This is a genomic window from Pseudonocardia sp. T1-2H (assembly GCF_038039215.1).
Taxonomy (GTDB): Bacteria; Actinomycetota; Actinomycetes; order Mycobacteriales; family Pseudonocardiaceae; genus Pseudonocardia.
Genome location: NZ_JBBPCL010000001.1, coordinates 2,733,378 through 2,746,643 on the forward strand (window position 1 = coordinate 2,733,378; position 13,266 = coordinate 2,746,643).

Annotated in this window: 14 protein-coding genes and 1 pseudogene; 3 read left to right on the forward strand and 12 right to left on the reverse strand. The window is 72.2% G+C overall.

The window, feature by feature from the left end:
- Positions 1-10: 10 nt before the first annotated feature.
- Genes WBK50_RS13650 through WBK50_RS13660 form a run of 3 tightly spaced genes read right to left on the reverse strand, consistent with a single transcriptional unit; the run spans position 11 to position 2,854 of the window.
- Positions 11-883 (reverse strand): TIM barrel protein, encoded by an 873-nt coding sequence (locus WBK50_RS13650; protein ID WP_341335974.1) that lies wholly within the window; start codon positions 881-883, stop codon positions 11-13.
- Between the two features lie 13 nt (positions 884-896).
- The gene (locus WBK50_RS13655) at positions 897-1,655 is read right to left on the reverse strand and encodes an SDR family oxidoreductase (RefSeq protein ID WP_341335975.1); all 759 of its coding nucleotides are present in this window, start codon (positions 1,653-1,655) and stop codon (positions 897-899) included.
- Positions 1,652-2,854 carry a phytanoyl-CoA dioxygenase family protein gene (locus WBK50_RS13660; protein ID WP_341335976.1) on the reverse strand — a complete coding sequence of 401 codons (1,203 nt, stop codon included), beginning with the start codon at positions 2,852-2,854 and terminating at the stop codon, positions 1,652-1,654. The genes WBK50_RS13655 and WBK50_RS13660 overlap by 4 nt, the downstream gene beginning before the upstream one ends.
- Before the next feature lie 102 nt (positions 2,855-2,956).
- On the opposite strand from WBK50_RS13660, the gene WBK50_RS13665 reads away from it, so the two are divergent.
- Complete coding sequence (locus tag WBK50_RS13665; protein WP_341335977.1) at positions 2,957-4,009, forward strand: LacI family DNA-binding transcriptional regulator; 1,053 nt, start codon at positions 2,957-2,959, stop codon at positions 4,007-4,009.
- On the opposite strand, the gene WBK50_RS13670 is transcribed toward WBK50_RS13665, so the two are convergent.
- From WBK50_RS13670 to WBK50_RS13695, 6 genes and pseudogenes are all read right to left on the reverse strand, one after another.
- A complete protein-coding gene (locus tag WBK50_RS13670) occupies positions 3,985-4,509 on the reverse strand; it encodes a hypothetical protein (protein ID WP_341335978.1) in 525 nt (174 codons plus the stop codon). The two genes, WBK50_RS13665 and WBK50_RS13670, sit on opposite strands and share 25 nt — an antisense overlap.
- Entirely contained in the window at positions 4,506-5,078 is a 573-nt protein-coding gene (locus tag WBK50_RS13675; RefSeq protein WP_341335979.1) for a Gfo/Idh/MocA family oxidoreductase, read from the reverse strand. Before WBK50_RS13675 ends, WBK50_RS13670 begins: the two co-directional genes overlap by 4 nt.
- Positions 4,967-5,503, reverse strand: coding sequence for a Gfo/Idh/MocA family oxidoreductase (locus WBK50_RS13680; RefSeq protein WP_445942355.1), 537 nt, complete (start codon positions 5,501-5,503; stop codon positions 4,967-4,969). Before WBK50_RS13680 ends, WBK50_RS13675 begins: the two co-directional genes overlap by 112 nt.
- A gap of 90 nt (positions 5,504-5,593) precedes the next feature.
- A pseudogene (locus WBK50_RS13685) lies at positions 5,594-6,325 on the reverse strand (ATP-binding cassette domain-containing protein); the annotation flags it as partial.
- A 66-nt stretch (positions 6,326-6,391) separates the two neighbouring features.
- Positions 6,392-7,480: an ABC transporter permease gene (locus WBK50_RS13690; protein WP_445942249.1), complete on the reverse strand. Its 1,089-nt coding sequence runs from the start codon at positions 7,478-7,480 to the stop codon at positions 6,392-6,394.
- 57 nt (positions 7,481-7,537) lie between these two features.
- Positions 7,538-8,518: a substrate-binding domain-containing protein gene (locus WBK50_RS13695; protein WP_341335980.1), complete on the reverse strand. Its 981-nt coding sequence runs from the start codon at positions 8,516-8,518 to the stop codon at positions 7,538-7,540.
- A gap of 254 nt (positions 8,519-8,772) precedes the next feature.
- Between WBK50_RS13695 and WBK50_RS13700 the strand changes: the two genes are divergently transcribed.
- Positions 8,773-9,501 carry a GntR family transcriptional regulator gene (locus tag WBK50_RS13700; RefSeq protein ID WP_341335981.1) on the forward strand — a complete coding sequence of 243 codons (729 nt, stop codon included), beginning with the start codon at positions 8,773-8,775 and terminating at the stop codon, positions 9,499-9,501.
- Positions 9,502-9,604: 103 nt separating this feature from the next.
- Complete coding sequence (locus WBK50_RS13705) at positions 9,605-9,763, forward strand: hypothetical protein (protein ID WP_341335982.1); 159 nt, start codon at positions 9,605-9,607, stop codon at positions 9,761-9,763.
- A gap of 86 nt (positions 9,764-9,849) precedes the next feature.
- On the opposite strand, the gene WBK50_RS13710 is transcribed toward WBK50_RS13705, so the two are convergent.
- Genes WBK50_RS13710 through WBK50_RS13720 form a run of 3 tightly spaced genes read right to left on the reverse strand, consistent with a single transcriptional unit; the run spans position 9,850 to position 13,252 of the window.
- Positions 9,850-11,217: an ABC transporter substrate-binding protein gene (locus WBK50_RS13710; protein WP_341335983.1), complete on the reverse strand. Its 1,368-nt coding sequence runs from the start codon at positions 11,215-11,217 to the stop codon at positions 9,850-9,852.
- The gene (locus WBK50_RS13715) at positions 11,217-12,377 is read right to left on the reverse strand and encodes a branched-chain amino acid ABC transporter permease (RefSeq protein ID WP_341335984.1); all 1,161 of its coding nucleotides are present in this window, start codon (positions 12,375-12,377) and stop codon (positions 11,217-11,219) included. Before WBK50_RS13715 ends, WBK50_RS13710 begins: the two co-directional genes overlap by 1 nt.
- On the reverse strand, positions 12,377-13,252 hold the full coding sequence (locus tag WBK50_RS13720; protein ID WP_341335985.1) for a branched-chain amino acid ABC transporter permease: 876 nt from the start codon (positions 13,250-13,252) through the stop codon (positions 12,377-12,379). The genes WBK50_RS13715 and WBK50_RS13720 overlap by 1 nt, the downstream gene beginning before the upstream one ends.
- Positions 13,253-13,266: the final 14 nt, after the last annotated feature.

The window sequence follows — 13,266 nt, forward strand, 5'->3', positions numbered from 1 at the left end:
ACGGGGGGCGTCAGCCGTGGAGGACGGTCCGGAGGTTCTCCACGCTGGTGTGCACGTCCGCGACCGGGCCCTCGTCCGTCGGCTCCTCGGTCAGGATCGTGTCCTGCTCCAGGACGTACCAGCCCTCGTAGCCCTGCGCGCGCAGGTGCCCGACGATGGCGGGGAAGTCCACGTCACCCGTGCCGAGCGGCCGGTACATGCCCTCCCGGACAGCCTCGGTGTAGCTGCGCCGCCCGTCCTGGACCTGCCGCGCCAGCCCCAGGTCGACGTCCTTGAAGTGGGTGTGCGCGATCCGCTCCGGCGCCTGCCGGGTCAGCTCCGCGGGGTCGGTGCCGCCGATCAGCAGGTGCCCGGTGTCGAGGCACAGCGAGACCGACGAGCCCTCGAGGACCCGCCGCACCTCGTCGCCGTTCTCGACCATCGTGCCGACGTGCGGGTGCAGCACCGCGAGCACCTCGTGCGCGGCCGCGACCTCGGTGAGCCGGTCCAGGTTGGCGAGCAGCGTGGCCCACCCGGTCTCGTCGAGGTCGGGGCGGGAGTCGTAGCCGTCGGCGCCACTGATCGCGGAGAGCACGAGCGTGTCCGCGTCCGACGCCTTGTAGCTCGCCAGCAGCCGCTCGACGGCCGGCACCGGGTCGTGCGACGGCACGTGCAGCAGGAGCGGGGTGAAGCCGCCCACCGCCTCGAGACGGTGCCGCTCGAGCACCGCCGCCATGTCCGACGGGTCCGGCGGCAGGAAGCCGTCCGGCCCGAACTCGGTGGCGACGAGCCCGACCTCGGTCATCTCGCGGAGCACACGCTCCGGGGTGAGCTGGTGGCCCCAGCCCGGTACCTCGCAGACGCCCCAGGAGATGGGGGCGCCGGCGATCCGCGCAGTCGTCATGGGCCGACACCTCTCAGTCATGGGCACCCACGACGGCCTGGTCCCAGTCCAGGACGGACCCGGTGACCACGCCGCTGCGGGCGGACAGCAGGAAAACGATCATGTCGGCGATCTCGTCGGGGTCGGCCAGCCGCCCGAGCGGGAGCTTCTTCGCGGCCTGCTCGCGCCAGTCGTCGCCCGCGCCGTGGAACTCGCGCTGGGTGGCGTCCTCGCCGTCGGTGTCCGTCCAGCCGATGTCCAGGCCGTTGATCCGGATCCGGTCGCCGCGGTGCGCGTAGGCCGCGTTCCTGGTCAGCCCCGCGAGCCCGGCCTTCGCGGCGACGTACGGCGCGAGGACAGGCGCGCCGCCCCGGCGGGCCTCGGAGATGACGTTGACGATCGCGCCGGGCTCGCCGCGCCGCACCATGTCCGCGACGACGGCCTGCATCAGGAAGAACGGCCCGCGCAGGTTGACGGCCATGTGCGCGTCGAACAGCTCCGGCGTGGTGTTCAGCAGCGTGCCCCGCGACGTCAGGCCGGCCGCGTTGACCAGCCCGTCGACCCGGCCGAACTCGGCGACGACCGCGTCCACCGCGGTCCGGACCTGTGCGACGTCGGCGACGTCGCACGGCACGTAGCGGCCGCCGAACTCGGCCGCCACCTTCTCGCCCTGCTCGCGCCGGCGCCCCGTGACCACGACGGACGCGCCCTCGCGGGCCGCCGCCCGGGCCGCCGACGCGCCGACCCCGGACGTTCCCCCGCTGACCAGGACGACCCTTCCCTGAAGCATCATCCGTGCCGCCGCGCGGTGTGCTCGGCCAGCGTCGCGGCGAACCGCGCGTCGTCCCAGCCCTCGGCCACCGCGGCGCGGAGCAGGTCCGCCTGGGAGGGCGGGGCCAGTCCGTCGACGGGCGGGTCCCGGTCGAGGTCGGTGGGGAACGCGTAGCCCTCGGCGGACGCCGCGACCACGTTCGCCAGCGCGCGCTCCGACGCCCCCGCGTCCCGGAGGCGGCGGAGTGCCGGCAGGACGGCCGTGCTGACCCGCGCCCGGTCCACGGACTCCATCGCGCGTCCGAACGCCGACGACACCTGGAGCAGGTTGGCCATCCGGCGGACGTCGGCGGTGCGGTTCGTCCCGGCGCCGTGCAGGAGGGCCGGGTTGAAGAACACGGCGTCGCCCTTGGCGAGCGGCAGCTGCACGTGGCGGGCCTGGAAGTACTCGCGGAACTCCTCGCGGTCTGCCACCAGGTAGCCGTACGGGTACTTCTGCGAGTGCGGCAGGTACAGCGTCGGGCCGCTCTCCAGCGGCATGTCGACGTGCGCGACCGCGCCCTGCAGGGTCAGGGCCGGGGTGAGCCGGTGGATGTGCGCGGCGTAGCGCGCGGCACCCGCCGTGGTCTGGAAGCCGAGGTGGTAGTCCCGGTGCGGGCTCTGCGCCGCGCCGCCGGGGTTCACGACGTTGACCTGGGACGTCACCTGGTAGTCCGGACCGAGCCACCCGTCGCAGACGAGCGCGAGCGCGTCGTTCGCGTAGTACGCCGCGAAGGCGTCCGGGTCCGCGACGGCCAGCTTCTCCAGCGCGTTCCAGACCCGGTCGTTGCTGCCCGCGGCCGCGAAGTGGTCCCCGGCGACGGCGCCCGAGGCGCGCTGGGCCTCGATCAGCCCGCGGAACGCCTCGGAGACCCGGTCGACGACGGCGGGCTCGAAGGCTCCGGCCAGCACGACGATCCCGGGCCCGTCGAGCAGCGCGTGCACGACCTCGGCCGCGGCGTCCCGGCGGTCCCCGCCGGCGAGGGCCCGGGCGGCGTACACCGGAACGCCGCGGACGATCTCCGCGCGCGGGTACTCGTCCGGATCGGTCTCCTGTTCGACGACCGCGCGCAGGTCCTCGAGCCGGGCGTCCGCCGGATCGAGCCAGGCCGCGGCGGGCCGGGAGGTGTCGGACGCAGTGGTGCCGGGCCGCAGACCCGGCGGCCGGACGGAGCCGGTCATCGTGAACCTCCTGGAAGATGGCGGTGGCGCTGGGACTTAAAGCGCTTTAACCTTCACTATGGTGAGGCGAGCGGGAAGATCGTGTCAAGGGGGTCCGAGGGGATGACGGGTGCGGCCAGGCGGGTCCGGCTGGACGACGTCGCGTCCGCGGCCGGGGTGTCGACGGCGTCGGTCTCCCTGGTCCTGCGCAACGCCCCGGGACCGAGCGCGGAGACGCGGCGCCGGGTGCTGGAGACGGCGCAGCGGCTCGGCTACCGGCCGGACCGCGCGGCGAGCCTGCTGGCCAGCAGGCGCAGCCGGCTGATCGGCCTGCTGATCGACGTCCGCAGCCCGTTCCACGCCGAGGTCGCCGAGCAGGTCCTGGACCGGGCCGAACGCCGCGGCTACGACCTCGTCCTGAGCACGATCACCCGGCGCCGCGGCGAGGATCGCGCGGTGGAGACGCTGCTGGACTCCCGCTGCGAGGGGCTCCTGCTGATCGGGCCGGACGCGCCGGTGCCCCGGCTCGCCGCGCTCGCCGCGTCCGTCCCCGTCGTCGTGCTGTGCCGGAGGCTGGGGGAGGACGCCGACGGCGTCGACGTCGTGCGGGTGCCGGACACGGACGGGACGGCCCTCGCCGTCGACCACCTGCACGGCCTCGGCCACACCGACATCGCCTACCTGGACGCGGGCACGGGCACGATCGCCCAGGACCGCCGCGAGGGCTACCTCGGCGCCATGCGCGCCCGCGGCCTCGGCGCCAGCATCCGGGTGCTGCCGGGGGCGGACGGCACCGAGACGACCGGCATCGACGCCGCCCGGGACCTGCTCGCGGCGGACACCCGGCCCACCGCGGTGGTCGCCTTCAACGACCGGTGCGCCGTCGGCCTGCTCGACGCGCTGCAGCGCGCGGGCGTCGACGTCCCCGGGGCGATCTCGGTGATGGGCTACGACGACGACCCGCTCTCCCGGATGGCCCACGTCAACCTGACCACCGTCGGGCAGGACACGCGCGCGCTCGGCGAGTGGGCCGTCGACGCCGTCGTGGAACGCCTGGACGGGGGCCGGGCCGGGCACCGCGAGGAGATCCTCGCTCCCTACCTGGCGGTACGCGGCACGACGGGCCCACCCGGTCATCGGCCCGCCCTACCTCATCGACCTGCAGGGACCCCGTGACGGGGCCGGGGCAGGAGCCCGGCCGCGAGGTAGGCCTCGTCGACCAGCCCGGCCACCGCGACGGAGACGTCGACCCCCGCGCCCGCGGGCAGCGGTGCCTCGTCGCGGAGGAACGCCCGGAGGGCGGCCCGCGGCACCGCCCGGGTACCGGAAGTCCGCCTCGGCCCACTCGTCGACCCCCGGCCGGCCGGCGCGCTCGCCGGCCTTCGCGGCGACCCGATCTCCCCGGACGCGGCGACGGCGTGCAGCCGCCGCATCAGCGGGTGGTGCAGGTAGTGGAAACCGACGACGACCCGGACGCCCGCCGCGGCGGCCGCGTCCCGGACCTCCCGGGCCTCGGCCCCGGTGGCGGCGAACGGCTTCTCGCTCGCCTCGGCGCGGTCCCGGCTCCGCGCGGCCACGGCGACGAGCCGGTCCCCGGTCTCCCGGGCGGGCTCGACGAGCGCCTCGGCGGCGATCCTCGAGGCGCCGAGCAGCCCGATCCGCAGGGGGACCGTCACACGGTCGCCCCGGCGATCTCGTAACCGGTCCCGGCGTACCGGACGGCGACGGACCGGCCGGAGCGCCAGGACAGGTCCGCCGCCTCGGCCAGGTCGAACGCGGCGAGCGCGTCCGTCCCGGACACCCGCGGCCGGGTCCGGTCCCGCACGCACCGCGCGAACGCGTCGAGCTCCTCGGCGTAGGCCCAGGGGTAGCGCTCCTGGAAGTCCTTGACGAGGTCCGTCGTCGCCGCGCCCGGCGTGCGCCACTCGTAGTTCCGCCGGTGCGGCGCGTCGATCCGGGCCGTCGCCCGGCTGCCCATGATCTCGGTCGAGCACTCGTATCCGTAGCCCGACGCCCGGCTGTTGTCGATCACTCCGAGCGCCCCGTTCGCGAACCGCAGCACGACGACCGCGGTGTCCACGTCGCCGATCGCGGCGAACGCCTCCGGGTCCGAGACCGCGGCACCGTGCGCCGTCACCTCGACGACCTCGCCGACCATCCAGCGGGCCACGTCCAGGTCGTGCACCGTGACGTCCCGGAAGAAGCCGCCGGAGCCGGCCAGGAACGCCGCCGGGGGAGAGGCCATGTCCCGCAACGACGTGCGGAACAGGGCGACGTCCCCAGCTCACCCGCGTGGATGCGCTCGGCGACGGCGACCCAGTCCGGGTCGAAGCGGCGGTGGAACCCGACCTGGAACACGATCCCGCTGCGCTCCACCTCCTCCACGGTGGCCACGGTCGTCGCGCGGTCCAGCGAGATCGGCTTCTCGCAGAACACGTCGACCCCGGCCCGCGCGGCCTGGACCGTGAGCTCGGCATGGGTCCCCGTGGGGGTCGCGATCGCGACGGCACCGACGTCGTCGTGCGCGAGCAGCTCCGCGAAGGAGCTCACCCACGGCACGCCGTACCTCTCCCCGGCCTCCCGGGCCACCGCCGGATCGGCGTCCTGGACGCAGGCCAGGCGGGCGGTGCCGCACCGCCCGGCCAGGTCGTCGGCATGGATCCGGCCCATCCGGCCGAGTCCGGCCAGGCCGATGCCGACGGTTCTCCTCGTGCTGCTCAACTGTGTCGTGCCCTTCCTCAACGCTTGAGCTCGTGGGAGAAGCTCGGCGAGCTCCTGGCCGCCGGCCATCTCGGTGGTCAGCTCCTCGAGGGAGACCTCGCTGCGCTTCTTGTCCAGCACCCGGCGGCCGAGCTTCAGGATGATGAAGTGGTCCCCGACCATGTAGGCGTGGTGCGGGTTGTGGGTGATGAACACGACGCCCAGGCCCGCGTCGCGGGCGGCGGCGGTGTACTTCAGGACGACGCCGGACTGCTTGACGCCCAGGGCGGCGGTCGGCTCGTCGAGGATCAGCACGCGGGCGCCGAAGTAGACGGCGCGGGCGATCGCGACGCACTGGCGCTGCCCGCCGGAGAGCGTCCCGATGGGCTGATTGATGTCCTTGACGTGGATGCCCATCTTCTTGAGCTCGGCGTCGGCGATCTCGCGCATGCCCTTGATGTCCAGCGGGGCGAGGGGGTAGTTGCCCTTGCGGATCTCCGAGCCGAGGAAGAAGTTGCGCCACACCTCCATCAGGCTCACCACGGCGAGGTCCTGGTACACGGTGGCGATGCCGTGGTCGAGCGACTCGCGCGGGCTGCCGAAGTGCACCTCGGCCCCGTCGACCTTCAGGGTGCCTTCGGTGTGCGAGTGCAGCCCGGAGATGATCTTGATGAGGGTCGACTTGCCGGCGCCGTTGTCCCCGAGGACGCAGGTCACCTCGCCGGCGTTGACCGTGAGGTTGACGCCCTCGAGCGCGCTGATGGCGCCGTAGGACTTGCCGACGTTCTCCATCTCCACCAGGGGGGCGCCGATTTCCAGGTCGCGTGCGGCATGCTCGGCGATCGTGTCAGTCATGGGTCACTTCCTCGTCGAGGCGTAGTTCTTGACGTAGAGGTTCACCAGGACCGCCAGCAGCAGCATCGCGCCGAGGAAGGTCTTGAACCAGTTGGGGTCCCAGCCGGCGTAGACGATGCCCTGGGTGGTCATGCCGAAGATGAACGCGCCGATCGCGGAGCCGATGGCGGAGCCGTAGCCGCCGGTGAGCAGCGCGCCGCCGACGACCGCGGCGATGATGTAGATGAACTCGTTGCCGACGCCGAGGCCGGCCTGCACGGTGGAGAAGTTGAACAGCAGGTGCTGGCCGAGGAACCAGGCCATCAGCCCGACGCCCATGAACAGCCCGATCTTGACCTTGGCCACGGGGACGCCGACCGCGCGGGCGGAGTCCTGGTTGCCGCCGGAGGCGAAGATCCAGTTGCCGGTGCGGGTACGCAGCAGCAGCCAGGTCGCGAACAGCACGAACAGCAGCCACCACAGGACGGAGATCTTGACGTTCATGAAGCCGAGCGGGATGTCCCCGGCGAAGATCGCCTTCGCCGAGGTGAAGCCGTCGAGCTCGCTGACGTTGGTGGTGGCGACGGTTCCGGTGACCAGCTTGGTGACGCCGAGGTTGAGACCCTGCAGCACGAAGAACGTGGACAGGGTGATCAGGAACGACGGCAGCTTGGTCCGGACGAGCAGGTAGCCGTTGACGAACCCGATGGTGAGGGAGATGAGGAGGCTGATCAGCACACCCACCCACACGTTGAGCGAGAACTGGTAGCTGATCATCGCCGAGGCCAGCGCGGAGGTGGTGACGGCGACGCCGGAGGAGAGGTCGAACTCCCCGCCGATCATCAGCAGGGCCACCCCGACGGCGACGATGCCGATCGTCGAGGAGGCGTAGAGGACCGTGGAGAGGGCCTCGGGGGTGCGGAAGGGCGGGGCGATCGCGAAGAAGAACACGAAGATCGCGATCGCCGCGGCGAGCGCGCCGATCTCCGGGCGGGCGAGGATGCGGGCGCCGAGCGAGCGCTGCACGCGAACCGGCTCGGTGCCCTTGGCGGACGTGGATGGGGGGACGGTGGGGACGGCGGGGTCGCGACGGGTGAGCTCATCGCTCTGCACTCCTGGATCGGGGCCCACCCCGGGGGCACCGCGCGGCGACCCCGGGGCGGAGCGGGCTCAGCGGGTGTTCTTCGCGGCGTATTCCGCGATCTTGGCGATGTTGGTGCTGTCGACGAAGGACGGACCGGTCAGGACCGGCTTGCCGCCGCCGATGTCGTTGCCGTTGGTCAGGTTCAGCCACAGCGACTGGACGGCCATGTAGCCCTGGACGTAGGGCTGCTGGTCGATCGAGAACTGGATCGACCCGTTCTGGATGGCCTTCGCGACGTCGGCGTTGAGGTCGAAGGTGACGATCTTGGCCTGGCTGCCGGCGTCGGTCTTGGACTGCAGCGCGGCGAGGGCGATCGGCGCACCGAGGGTCACCACGTAGGTGATCGACGGGTCCTGCTGCAGCTTCGCGCCGATGGTCTGCTGGACCGACGGCAGGTCGGCGCCGTTGACCTGCAGGTTCTCCGTGTCCGGGAAGGTCTTCTTGACGCCGGCGCAGCGCGCCTCCAGGGCGACCGAACCCTGCTCCTGAACGACGCAGAGCGCCTTGCCGCCGCCGGCCTGGGTCATCTTGGTACCCGCGGACTGCCCGGCGAGGTCCTCGTCGGAGCCGAAGTACATCGGGATCTTGTACTTCTGGTACTCGTTGATCCCGGAGTTGAACGCGACCGTCGGGATGCCCGCCGCGACCGCCTTCTGGGCGGCCGGACCGACCTGGTCGGCATAGGCGAGGGTGACGGCGATGCCGGCCACCTTCGAGTCGATGGCGTTCTGAACCAGGGTGGCCTGGTCACCGGCGGCGTTGTTGTTCGAGTACTTCAGGTCCACGTTCAGGTCGGTCGCGGCCTGCTGGGCGCCGGCGCGGATCTTGTCCCAGAACGAGTCCCCCGGCTGCTCGTGGGTGACCATCGCGATGGTGTACCGCTGGCCCTGGGCGGCACCGCCGGCCTGGCTCTGTGCGCCGCCCTGGCTGCTGCAGCCGGCCGCGACGAGCGCCGCGCACGCCACCGCGGCGAGGAGGCCGATCGACCTCTTCCCGTGTCGGAACATCGTTGTCCTTCCCTTTCGGGTCTGTGTCGCGTCGTCGCGACGGTCCGTCCCCCGACGGGTGGTCCGCGCCGGATGACGCGGACCGGAGTGACGTGCGTGTCCCCACAGGTTGTGACGTCGTCGTCGGCTGTGACTCGGAACACCGCGTCAGGTGTACGCTCGTATGAGCTGTACGTCAATAGTTTGTCCTTACATAGTTTGTAAGGACATACGGAGGGGATAACGCCGTGGACCGCTTGTCGTCCGGAGGTCTGGTGCCGGATGTATCGCTCGATCGGACCAGTCCGGTCCCCCTCTACTACCAGGTGGCGACCCGCCTCCAGCAGCAGATCGAGGACGGCAGTATGCCCGTCGGAAGCCGCCTTGAGAACGAGGTCGAGCTCGCGGACCGGCTCGGCGTCTCCCGCCCGACCATGCGCCGCGCCATCTCCTACCTGGTCGAACGCGGCATGCTCATCCGCAAGCGCGGGGTCGGCACCCAGGTCGTGCACCCCAAGGTGCGCCGCCCGGTCGAGCTGACCAGCCTCTACGACGACCTGCTCAAGAGCGGGCAGAAACCCCGCACCGAGATCCGCGAGATCGAGATCCGGCCCGCCACGGACGTCGTCGCGGAGGCGCTGGGCATCGCGTTCGGCACGGAGGTCACCTGGATCGAGCGGCTGCGCTACGCGGGTGACGAACCGCTGGCGATCATGCACAACGCCGTCCCGCTGGACGTCCTCCCGCTGCGCCGCGAGGACCTCGAGCGCTCCGGGCTCTACGACCTGCTGCGCTCCGCCGGGCACGTCCCGCGGATGGCGAACCAGGTCGTCGGGGCGAAGAACGCGACGTCCGCCGAGGGAAAGATCCTGGGGGAGTCCCGGGGCGCTCCGCTGCTGACCATGACCCGCACCGCCTGGGACGCCGGCGGTAAGGCCGTGGAGTACGGCTCGCACCTCTACCGGGCCAGCCGCTACTCCTTCGAGCTGAACCTCACCAGCTGACCCGGCCGGGTGGCCCGGAACACCTTGTGAGCTGCGTCGGAGCCGCACACGTTCGGATTCTCCGAATCGTTCAAGCCCAGAGAGCGAGGAGAGGGACACGGACATGGGCGAGCAGGTACGGATGCGCCTCGTGGCGCTGCACGACGAGTACGTGGAAGCGGTGAACGCCGCGGTGGCCGAGGGCCGGGACGACCTGGTGCACGACCTCACGGAGGAGTACCCGGATGCGGCCCTGCGCATCCTGACCAGCGAGGCCGCCTGACCCGCGACCCCACCCGGACGGCAGGAAAGCCGTTTTCCACGCCAGAACCTGGCGGGAAAGCGGCTTTCCTGCATGAGGGGGCGGGGTCAGCCGGCGGCGGGCTGCTGCGGGATCCCGTCCGCGGGCGGGGCCGCCTCTGGAGCGGTGTACGGCGTCACCGCGACCTCCCCGTTGTCCGTCACCATGACCCCGGTGAGCGGCTGCTGCCCGGTGCCGACGATCTTCGTGACCCGGACCCCGGACAGGCCCGCGTGCCGGTCGGCGGAGAAGCGGTAGGGCGCCACCCAGGGACCCTGCAGCGACGTGCCCGTCTTCTCGACGGCCGCGACGAGTCCCTCGCGCGTCGGGTTCGGCCCGGCGGCCTGCAGCGCCTGCACGAACGTGTAGGCCTGCGTCATGCCGAAGATCCGGTAGTTGGTGAGCTCCCCGCCGGTCCCGTTCGCCTTCCAGATCGCGTCGAACTGCTTGGTCCAGGGGTTGTCCGGCGTGTCGACGGTGGCGAAGTAGCTGTCGGTGATGGCGCCGTCGAGGAGGCCGGCGTCCGTCACGGAACCCTGGGAGAAGCGCGCCAGCAGCGAGCCGACGAGGTTCGCGTCCGAGCCGATGTTGCTGTACACCCACTGCGGCTTGTAGTTCAGCCGCAGCCCCTGCAGCTGGGACAGTGCGGTGTAGGACGGCACGTTGAAGCCGATCACGAGGTCCGCGCCCGCGGCCTGCAGCGCGGAGATCTGCGGGGCGATGTCGGTGTTGCCCGGGGTGTAGCGCTGCACCGAGACGATCTGCTTCTCCAGGTAGCGCCGGGCGCCCGCCTCCGCGTCGACGCCGACGTCGTCGCCCTGCAGGAACAGGCCCACCTTGGCCTGCGGGAAGTTCTGCGCCACGTACTGGGCGAGGATCTTCGCCTCGATCTCGTAGTCCGGCTGGAAGCCGAAGGTCTGCGGGTACTTCGCCGGCTGGTCCCACAGCCGCGAGCCGGACGAGACGAGCAGGTCCGGCACTCCCTCGCCGTTGAGGAAGTCCAGGACGGCGCTGTGCGTGGGCGTGCCGAGGCCGCCCATGACCGCGAACACCTGGTCCTGGAGGACGAGCTGGTTGACGACCTGGCTGGTCTGGGTGGGGTTGTAGGCGTCGTCCCGGACGACGTACTCGATCTTCCGGCCGTTCACGCCGCCCTTGGCGTTGACCCAGTCGAAGTAGGCCTTCGTGCCGGTCGGGATCTCGCTGTAGCCCGGCGCGGCGACGCCGGTCAACGGGAAGTGCGCACCGACCTTCACCGTGTCCGCGGTCAGCCCGGTGGTGGTACCGCCGCCGCTGCTGCCGCTCGTGCCCTCCGCGGGCCGCCCGCCGGCCCCGCAGCCGGCCACCACCAGCGCCGCGCTCGCGACCAGCGCGCCCAGCGCCTGACCGCGCCTGATTCTCCCGCGCCTGATTCTCCCGGGCCAGATCTTGCCCATCACGACCTCCTCGTCGAGTGGTGATCCCTCGAGGACCTGCCCCGAAGGCCCCTTCCCCTGCCGAACGCGGGGACCAGCCTCTTCGCGATGCCCACCGCGCCGGACGGCGCGAGGAGCATCACCAGCACGAGCACCGCGCCGTAGACGAGCGGGGCCAGCTGGGCCGCCTGGACGTCGTCCAGACCGATCGAGGTGCCGACGTCGGTGATCGCGGGCGGCAGGAACACCAGCAGCGCGCTGCCGAGCAGCGCGCCGGTCAGGCTGCCGAGCCCGCCGACGACGACCGCGGTGAGCAGCCCGATCGACAGCACGATGGTGAAGCCGCTGGGCGCCGCGAGCCGCACGACGACGCCCAGCACCGCCCCGGCCAGGCCGGCGCACGCGGCGCTCACGGTGAACGCCAGCACGCGGACCCGGCCGAGCCTGATCCCGGCGAGCTCGGCGGCGACCTCGTCGTCCCGCACCGCCCGCCAGACCCGCCCGACCCGGCTCGAGCACAGGTTGGCGAGCAGCAGCAGGACCAGCAGCGCGGTCACCCAGCCGACGTAGGCGAGGAACTTGACCCCGGAGGTCTCGTTGGCGGACAGGAAGTACACCGCGTCGGAGAACCAGGCCGGCGGCCGCGGCGCGGTGATCTGCATGCCCTGCTCGCCACCGAGGAAGTCGTGGAAGTAGATCGCGAGGCCCGGCACGGCGATGGCGAACGCGAGCGTGGCCCCGGCGAGGTAGGGCCCGTGCAGCCGGGACGCGGCGGCCCCGACGACGACGCCCACCAGGGCGGTGACCACGGCCGCGATCACCATCACGACGACGAGCGGGAGCCCGTCGGGCGTCAGCAGCAGCCCGGTCGTGTAGGCGCCGACGGCCATCAGGGCTCCGTGGCCCAGCGAGATCTGCCCGTTGAGCCCGGTCAGTACGGTCAGCCCGGCGGCCGCGATCGCGTAGTAGGACATCGTCGCGAACTGGGAGTTCGCGAACGGCGGCGTCGCCTCGAGCACCAGCACGAGCACGACGAGCCCGACGAGGGCGAGCAGTGCGTGCCGGCCGAACACGGACTTCGGCAGCCACCGGCGCAACCGCCCGAAGCGGCCCGGCCCGGCGGCGTCCTCGACGGTCCCGGCGGCGTCGGAGCGGGCGGGGGAGTTCGCGGGGGCGGTCATCAGACCCGCCTCGCCGCGGCCCGGGCGAAGAGCCCCTGCGGCCGCACCAGCAGCACCGCGACCAGCGCGGCGAGGGCGGCGAGCGGCACCAGCTCGCTGCCGAGGTACCCGGTCACGTAGCTGAGCCCGAGCCCGATCGCGAGCCCGCCGACCACGGCGCCGCCGGGGGAGTCCAGCCCGCCCAGCACCGCGGCGACGAACCCGTAGACGATCACCGTGTCCATGTAGGCGGGGTAGACGAGGCTCCCGCCCGCGATCAGCAGCCCGGCGAGCGAGCCGACGAGCGCGGCCAGCGCCCAGCCGAGGGTGAGCATCCGGCCGACCGGCACGCCGAGCAGCCGCGAGACCTCCGGGCTGAACGCCGTCGCCCGCATCCGCAGGCCCACGTCCGTGAACCGGAACAGCGCCACCAGCCCGGCCAGCACCACGCCCACCGAGACCAGGATGAACACCGTGAACGGGGTGAACGCGACGGTCGCCGAGCCGATGGTGAAGCCCTGGAGGCCGACGGGGGCGGGGAAGGACTTGAACGTGGCGCCGAACAGGATCGACGCCACCGCCTGGAACGCGACGAACAGGCCGAGGGTGACGATGACCGCCGCCATCTCGTTCCCCGCGACGCGCCGGACGACCAGGCGCTCGACGCCGGCGCCCAGGACCAGGCCGCCCGCGAGCGCGACGAGCAGTGCGACCCAGTACGGCGCGCCCCGCTCGATGACGACCAGCGCGAGGTAGGTGGTGAACATCGCCATCGCGCCCTGGGCGAAGTTGACCACCCGGGTCGACCGCCAGATCAGCACCAGGGCCAGCGCGAAGGCGGCGTAGATCGCCCCCTGCCCGATGCCGGTCAGCGTGGTGTTGACGAACTGCTGCATGAGGCTCCTTCCCC

Excerpts from the sequence above, each read along its gene's own strand:
- WBK50_RS13680 (WP_445942355.1), bottom strand. The coding sequence starts at position 5,503 with ATGGGCCGGATCCATGCCGACGACCTGGCCGGGCGGTGCGGCACCGCC.
- WBK50_RS13655 (WP_341335975.1), bottom strand. The coding sequence starts at position 1,655 with ATGATGCTTCAGGGAAGGGTCGTCCTGGTCAGCGGGGGAACGTCCGGG.
- WBK50_RS13660 (WP_341335976.1), bottom strand. The coding sequence starts at position 2,854 with ATGACCGGCTCCGTCCGGCCGCCGGGTCTGCGGCCCGGCACCACTGCG.
- WBK50_RS13675 (WP_341335979.1), bottom strand. The coding sequence starts at position 5,078 with ATGGCCTCTCCCCCGGCGGCGTTCCTGGCCGGCTCCGGCGGCTTCTTC.
- WBK50_RS13650 (WP_341335974.1), bottom strand. The coding sequence starts at position 883 with ATGACGACTGCGCGGATCGCCGGCGCCCCCATCTCCTGGGGCGTCTGC.
- WBK50_RS13705 (WP_341335982.1), top strand. The coding sequence starts at position 9,605 with ATGGGCGAGCAGGTACGGATGCGCCTCGTGGCGCTGCACGACGAGTAC.
- WBK50_RS13720 (WP_341335985.1), bottom strand. The coding sequence starts at position 13,252 with ATGCAGCAGTTCGTCAACACCACGCTGACCGGCATCGGGCAGGGGGCG.
- WBK50_RS13710 (WP_341335983.1), bottom strand. The coding sequence starts at position 11,217 with ATGGGCAAGATCTGGCCCGGGAGAATCAGGCGCGGGAGAATCAGGCGC.
- WBK50_RS13695 (WP_341335980.1), bottom strand. The coding sequence starts at position 8,518 with ATGTTCCGACACGGGAAGAGGTCGATCGGCCTCCTCGCCGCGGTGGCG.
- WBK50_RS13665 (WP_341335977.1), top strand. The coding sequence starts at position 2,957 with ATGACGGGTGCGGCCAGGCGGGTCCGGCTGGACGACGTCGCGTCCGCG.
- WBK50_RS13715 (WP_341335984.1), bottom strand. The coding sequence starts at position 12,377 with ATGACCGCCCCCGCGAACTCCCCCGCCCGCTCCGACGCCGCCGGGACC.